The sequence below is a fragment of the Ilyobacter sp. genome, assembly GCF_041583315.1.
In the GTDB taxonomy this organism is placed as follows: Bacteria; Fusobacteriota; Fusobacteriia; order Fusobacteriales; family Fusobacteriaceae; genus Ilyobacter.
Genome location: NZ_JBFHGC010000094.1, coordinates 1 through 6,786, shown reverse-complemented (window position 1 = coordinate 6,786; position 6,786 = coordinate 1). Strand labels below are relative to the sequence as shown.

Here is a 6,786-nt window from a genome sequence, read left to right as displayed (position 1 = left end):
GTTCCTTCTATCTTTGAAGGATCTATTTTTGAAAAAGGAAGTTCTTCCATCTTCTCTTTTATCTCATTTTGTATCTCTTGTACTTTCCCCTCATGCTCTTCTCCGGCATCTTCCAAAAGATCAATCACACTACTGGTGAGAGCCTCTCCCTTTTCACTCTGAGACTTCCAAAGAAGTTCAGAACCGGTATCCCACAGAGCTATATCGGCATCTTTTGGAGCAGAACCAGGTTCTATCCCGAAAGACCCGCAAAAACAAGTTTCTTCAGGGTCATTGCACCCCAATGATATGATTGTTCCTTTGTCTCTGTGAGCCTTATAATATGTGTCCACAGGTTCTCTCAAAAATATATTGTCAAGAAGTTTGAAACTTGCTATGTCACAAGGTCTTGCTCCGAAGACTACATATTTATCTCCCTGGGCAGCCACGCTCTTAAGACTCAGTTTTTTTCCCTCACTCTTAAATTTCAGATAGGTCTCAGTCTGAGGAAAAACAATATTTTTGAGAGGAAGATTAGTTCTGAGTTTTTTCAGGTTTACTTTTTCTCCCTCTTCCCATATGGAAAAATTAAGTGTTTTATCTTTTTCAATAGGGAGAAAGAGATCAAAATCACCACTGATTTTTTGCCATAACTGAGGCAATTTATCTTTTGATATTTTTTTCATCATTTCCCTCCCTTTGTAAATGTGTCTCTGTCATTAACTTCAAAAGTCACAAGAGGGGCTGCAGTTGTAGAATCCGCTCCTGCATCAAATTCCCCGTAATTCTCATTTATATCTTTTATTATTTTACGATTAAGCTTGTCTAGAGGTATTCCCGAAGGACATACTCTTGCACATTCACCGCAATCCACACAACGTCCTGCCACGTGATAGGCTCTTATCATATGGAAAAAGGCATCTTCACTCTCTACCCTTGCTTTTCCTGCCAAATCTGCGTCATCATTGTCAAATACACACTTTACACAACTGCATGCAGGACATATATCACGGCAGGCATTACATCTTATACATTTTTTAAACTGTTCTGCCCAAAAATCATAACGTTCATCAGGAGACATGGCCTCTATCTCTTCTACACCCTTGAACCTGTCCTCTATACTTATTTCTCTTTCTACTTTTTCTCCCATAAGTTCATCATAAACTACGGGATTGGGATAAAGACACACGGCACATTTATCGTACTCCACATTTTCAGCAGATATATTCTTCTCTCCGTCCTTGGTCACCAACGTAACTGTATCTCCGCATCGCGACACTTCTTTTAATCCTTTATTCAATTCAAGATCTTTTATTTTTTCCGGGTCTATCATCCCTTCACAAGGTATTCCGTAGAGAACAACTCTTTCCCTATCTACCCTGTTGTCTTTCAGCAGTTGGTTAAATGAGGTGGAGTCACATCCCTTTACAAAAATACCCACTTTATCATTCTGCTGAAGTTCCTTTATAAGATACTTGCTCAGATTATTTACACAAAAAGAATCCCATATGATAGAATCTGCATCCTCGACCTTACTAATAAAGGCAGGATATGAGTCATACCACAAGTCTCCTTTTTGCCATGCCAATATTTTATCTACCTCTTTATTTTCAAGGGCACGTTTTGCTGTTTCCCTTATCTTCTCACCTATCTTTCCCATCTTGCATCCCTCAACTTTCTGTTCGGACCAAGTTTATGAACGTTCTCTAAAACTTCGTTCATAACACTTGCAAATTTATTTGCCTCTGCAGCAGATATCCAGTCAACCTTAAATCTTCCATTTTCTATACCCATATATTCCATAAGATTGGTCACAAGGGAAAAACGTCTTCTGGTATAATAGTTCCCCGTAGAATAATGACAGTCTCCAGGATGACATCCTGCGATCACTACCCCGTCTGCCCCTCTCTGAAAGGCCCTTAGTACAAAGTTGGCATTGACTCTGCATGAGCATGGAACTCTTATTATCTTTACATTTGCAGGATAGTTCAGTCTGCTATTCCCAGCTAGGTCAGCCCCTGCATAACTGCACCAGTTGCAGCAAAAGGCAACTATCAAGGGTTTAAATTCTACTGACATATTGCATCTACCTCCGCTAAAATTTGTTTATTTGTAAATCCTTTAAGGTCAATAGCTCCAGGACGACATGTTACAGTACATCCTCCACATCCCTGACAAAGAGCTTCATTTACCTTGGCCACCACTTTTCTGGTTATTTTACCATGATCATTTATCTCAATCTCTTCTGAAGATATTGCATCATAAGGACACATTTTTGTACATGCGAGACATCCGCTGCATAGAGCTTCATCCACTGTGGATACACATGGATTATTTACAAGTTTTGCCTTATTTAGTAGACCTATGGCTTTTGCCGCTGCGGCACTTGCCTGAGCCACTGTTTCCGGTATATCCTTTGGACCCTGACATGCTCCTGCCAGATATATTCCGGCTGAAGCAGTTTCCACCGGCTTCAGTTTTGAATGAGCTTCAGTAAAGAAGTTGTCTGAATCTGTACTTATATTTAATTTTCTTTTTAGGTCAACTGCGTCATCTTTTGCCTTGGTAGCTGCAGCCAGTACAACCATGTCAGCATCTATTATCAGGGTTTCTCCGCTCATGGTATCTACTCCGTGAACCATCAGCTTGTCTCCCTCAGGGAATACTTTTCCTACCATACCTTTGATATAGTTCACACCGTATTCTTCCACTGCTCTCCTGTAAAACTCATCAAAATTTTTCCCGGGAGTACGTACATCTATATAAAATACATAGGCCTCTATATCCGGATATTTTTCCTTTATGAGCATTGCATGCTTCGCCGTGTACATACAGCATATTTTAGAGCAATATGATTTTCCTCTCTCAGTCTTATCCCTCGATCCTACACACTGGACAAAGACCACTTTTTTGGGCCTCTTCCCGTCAGAGGGACGTACAAATTTACCGTTTGTAGGCCCTGCAGCATTTGTTATTCTCTCAAATTCTAAGGAGGTTACCACATCTGGATGCTCGCTGTACTGATACTCTCCAAACTTATCAAGGTTTATAAGGTCATATCCGGTAGCCACTACTACTGCCCCGTAGCTCTCAGTTATTACCTCTTCTTTATCGTCAAATTTTATAGCTCCTGCAGAACATATTTTTTCACAGAGACCGCATTTTCCTGTTTTAAGTTTTATACATCCTTCTTCATCTATCACAGGTACATTTGGTACTGCCTGTGCAAATGGAGTATAGATTGCTCCCCTGTTGGATAGCCCCTCTTCAAACTCACTCTTTGTCTTTCTGGATGGACATTTTTCCGTACAGACTCCGCATCCTGTGCATTTATCCATGTCCACATAACGGGCTTTTTTCCTTATATCCACCTGGAAATTACCCACATATCCCCCTACCTTTTCTATTTCACTATAGGTATGAAGGGTTATGTTTGGATGCTGGGCAGCATCTACCATCTTGGGAGTCAGTATACAGGCAGAACAATCCAGCGTAGGGAAAGTCTTGTCTATCTGAGCCATCTTACCCCCTATACTAGGTGACTGTTCCACAATGTCTACCATGTATCCGGCCTCTGCTATATCCAGGGCTGTTTGTATCCCGGCTATTCCCCCTCCTATAACAAGGGCTTTCTTTGTTACTGCTATTTCCCCTGGAACAAGTTCCTGATTCAGAGCCACCTTAGCCACTGCTGCTCTGGTGAGAGCTATGGCTTTTTCTGTTCCTGCGACCTTATCTTTATGAACCCATGAACACTGCTCTCTTATGTTTGCCACTTCTATGAGGTAAGGGTTTATACCTGCAGCCTTGGCAGCCTTACGAAAAGTAACCTCATGCATCCTCGGGGAACAAGAAGATATCACCAGTCTGTCTAGGTTATGTTCTTTCACTGCATCCTTGAGCATGTTCTGCCCTACCTCAGAGCACATATATTGATAATTGCTGGAGTAGACCACTCCCGGCATATTTTTTATCTCTTCAGATACCTTTTCTACATCTACGGTGGCAGCTATATTAGAACCGCACCAACACACAAAAACTCCAATTCTTTGCAATGCTATACCTCCTTACAAGATTACACCCTATAAATCAGGGTTCTTATGAATCTATTTGTTATATTTACGGAATGCACTGACTACAGCCTGCTGAGGCATTTTTTTATCTGCCATCAGCTCAGATACAGTTTCAGGCTTTAGTCTTGCACTTCCTTTTTTTCTCACTATTAGAAGACGTGCAGCCTCCATGAGTCTTGCAAGGTCTACATTTCTCGGACAACGGGATGCACATGCAAAGCATGAAGCACAGCTCCATATAGTCTTGCTCTCCATGACTTTTTTTACCTGTCCCAGCTGGAGATCTCTTATTATCTGATGAGGAAGTATATCCATTCCGGCAGTTGCAGGACAGCCTGCAGTACATTTCCCGCACTGCATGCAGTCATTTATCATCTCACCGCTGATCTTTAGTATTTCAGCCAGCTCTTTTTTATCTTTATCAGGAACAACCTTTGATCTTACCACTCTCATTCCTCCTATTTGAATATTGTTATTTCACTCCCAGGGCTTCAGCCAAAAGTTCTGTGAAATAACTAACCCCTATATTTTTATTACCGGCTTCTCCGCTTTCCTCCAGGTTGTACTTACAGAGAGGACAGGCAGTTACAATCTCTTCCACCTTATTCATCGCTGCTGATCTCACGATATTTTCAGTCATCTCATCTGTCACAGCTTTATTATCTGTTACGAGATAACCTCCGCAGCACTCTGTCCTATAAAGATATTTTACAGGTTCTGCACCTAAGGCAGCTATGAAGTTTTCAATTATGACAGGATTTTCAGCATCATCAAAATTCATCTCTCTGTTCGGCCTCAGTAGAAGACATCCATAATAGGCTCCGATTCTACGACCTTTCAGCGGATTTGTCACTTTCTCAGCCAGCTTATCAAAGCCTATATCATCTCGGAGCATCTCAAGGAAGTGTATTACCTCTCCCTCACCGCTGTAGCTCTTTTCAAGTTCTAAATAGTTGTTCACCTTTTCTCTGATGGCTGAGTCATTTTTCATATCATCATTGACCCTCTTTATCACATGGTGACATGCAGAGCATAGGGTCACCAGTTTCTCCCCTTTATCCCTAGCAGCTGCAAGGCTTCTCACTGAGGACAGCTTTGTGGCGACTTCATCTTTTCCCATAGGATATACAGCACCGCAGCACTGCCAGTCTTTCTGTTCATCCAGGGTTACTCCCAGCTCTCTGGCAGAATCTAGGGCAAATTTTTCAAGTTCTTGTGCCTTGGTTTTTAAAGTACATCCAGGATAGTAACTATACTTCATCTACTCGATCTGGATCTTTATCTAAATCCAGACCTTCACCTCCTCTCAAATTTTAAACAATAATTTTTTATAGATTGTTACTTTTTTAACAAAAAAATGTTCTTAATCATCAAAAACGATAAAAGATAAGATTTTATATTTCTTTAATTTACAGATAATAAAATTTATTTTTGTAACGTTTTGAAGGTCTTTAAAAAAAATCAAAACTTTTTGTTGTCATCTACTACATAATTATATTTCATCTATAAAGTAAATACAAGACCATCCTTGATTAGTTAATTAAAAAAATCACTTTTTTAATTAAATAAAGTAAAAATTACAATATATCCTTCTATTAAAAGTCCCAGCCAAATTACTTTAGGCTGGGACTTTTAATTTTTCTTGAAAAAATATATCTTTTATCTCGCTAAAAGTTCCTTTCCAGATATTCCGGGATTAGTCATATTAAAAGGATTCAATATGACATCTATATCTGCCTGGCTGATAAGACCGTTTCTCACAAGAAGCGTAGCCACAGGAATTCCTTCTTTTAAAGACTGTTTTGCTATATCCGAGGCATTTTTGTATCCGATATGAGGATTAAGAGCCGTTAGAATACCTATGCTGTCATCCACCATCTTCTTGCATCTTGCTTCATTTGCAGTTATTCCCTCTATACAGTTTTCAACCAGTGTATCTACTCCGTTTTTCAGAATCTCCACAGACTGAAACAGGTTAAAGAAAAGAACAGGTTCAAATACATTGAGCTCAAGTTGCCCGGCTTCTGCCGCCTTTGTTATGGTGAGATCATTTCCAAATACCTGAAAGGATACCTGATTTACCACTTCTAGAATAACCGGATTCACTTTTCCCGGCATTATTGAAGAACCTGGCTGCATCTGAGGAAGGTTTATCTCATTAAAACCTGCAGTAGGTCCGGAAGCCATTAGTCTCAGATCATTTACCATTTTAGAAAGATTTACTGCACAAATTTTTAAAGCCGATGACATCCATACAAATACATCTAAATTTCTGGTGCCGTCTACAAGGTCTTCTGACTGTACAAGCTCTATTCCGCTGACTTCTGACAAAAATCTCACAACACTTTTCACATAGCTCACATCAGCATTTAGGCCTGTACCTACAGCTGTAGCTCCCATATTTACATATTTAAAATCTTCCAAAACAGATTTAATCCTGTTTATATCTCTTTTTATTGGAAGGGCGTAGGCCTTAAATTCCTGACCTAATCTGATAGGAATTGCATCCTGAAGATGAGTTCTTCCCATTTTGATAACGCTGTCAAACTCTTTTGATTTTTCCATAAGGGCGTCATATAGGTTTTCAAGACTCACCAAAAGTTCCATGCTCATTCTCAAAATTGTCAGCTTTCCAGTTGTCGGTATCACATCATTTGTCGACTGACAGTAGTTCACGTGATCATTTGGATGTACCAGGTCATAGACCCCTTTCTCTCCACCAAGTATCTCGTTG

Annotated in this window: 6 protein-coding genes and 1 pseudogene; all 7 read right to left on the bottom strand. The window is 40.1% G+C overall.

Going from position 1 to position 6,786, the window contains the following annotated elements:
- Positions 1 to 665 (bottom strand): annotated as a pseudogene (locus tag ABZA26_RS04820) (4Fe-4S ferredoxin); the annotation flags it as partial.
- Positions 665 to 1,639, bottom strand: a complete 975-nt coding sequence (locus ABZA26_RS04815) for a 4Fe-4S dicluster domain-containing protein (protein ID WP_372713382.1) — start codon at positions 1,637 to 1,639, stop codon at positions 665 to 667. The pseudogene ABZA26_RS04820 and the gene ABZA26_RS04815, both read right to left, overlap by 1 nt.
- Positions 1,627 to 2,058: a hydrogenase iron-sulfur subunit gene (locus ABZA26_RS04810; protein ID WP_013388981.1), complete on the bottom strand. Its 432-nt coding sequence runs from the start codon at positions 2,056 to 2,058 to the stop codon at positions 1,627 to 1,629. Before ABZA26_RS04810 ends, ABZA26_RS04815 begins: the two co-directional genes overlap by 13 nt.
- Positions 2,049 to 4,034, bottom strand: a complete 1,986-nt coding sequence (locus tag ABZA26_RS04805; RefSeq protein WP_372713381.1) for a 4Fe-4S binding protein — start codon at positions 4,032 to 4,034, stop codon at positions 2,049 to 2,051. Before ABZA26_RS04805 ends, ABZA26_RS04810 begins: the two co-directional genes overlap by 10 nt.
- 51 nt (positions 4,035 to 4,085) lie before the next feature.
- Positions 4,086 to 4,505, bottom strand: a complete 420-nt coding sequence (locus ABZA26_RS04800) for a 4Fe-4S dicluster domain-containing protein (protein ID WP_372713380.1) — start codon at positions 4,503 to 4,505, stop codon at positions 4,086 to 4,088.
- A 19-nt stretch (positions 4,506 to 4,524) separates the two neighbouring features.
- Positions 4,525 to 5,313 carry a CoB--CoM heterodisulfide reductase iron-sulfur subunit B family protein gene (locus tag ABZA26_RS04795; RefSeq protein WP_372713379.1) on the bottom strand — a complete coding sequence of 263 codons (789 nt, stop codon included), beginning with the start codon at positions 5,311 to 5,313 and terminating at the stop codon, positions 4,525 to 4,527.
- A gap of 398 nt (positions 5,314 to 5,711) precedes the next feature.
- The coding region (locus ABZA26_RS04790; protein WP_372713378.1) for a lyase family protein at positions 5,712 to 6,786 on the bottom strand (1,075 nt) is incomplete at its 5' end.

Bases quoted from the DNA above. Each gene is read 5' to 3' on its own strand.
- ABZA26_RS04815 (WP_372713382.1), bottom strand. From the start codon at position 1,639: ATGGGAAAGATAGGTGAGAAGATAAGGGAAACAGCAAAACGTGCCCTT.
- ABZA26_RS04810 (WP_013388981.1), bottom strand. From the start codon at position 2,058: ATGTCAGTAGAATTTAAACCCTTGATAGTTGCCTTTTGCTGCAACTGG.
- ABZA26_RS04795 (WP_372713379.1), bottom strand. From the start codon at position 5,313: ATGAAGTATAGTTACTATCCTGGATGTACTTTAAAAACCAAGGCACAA.
- ABZA26_RS04800 (WP_372713380.1), bottom strand. From the start codon at position 4,505: ATGAGAGTGGTAAGATCAAAGGTTGTTCCTGATAAAGATAAAAAAGAG.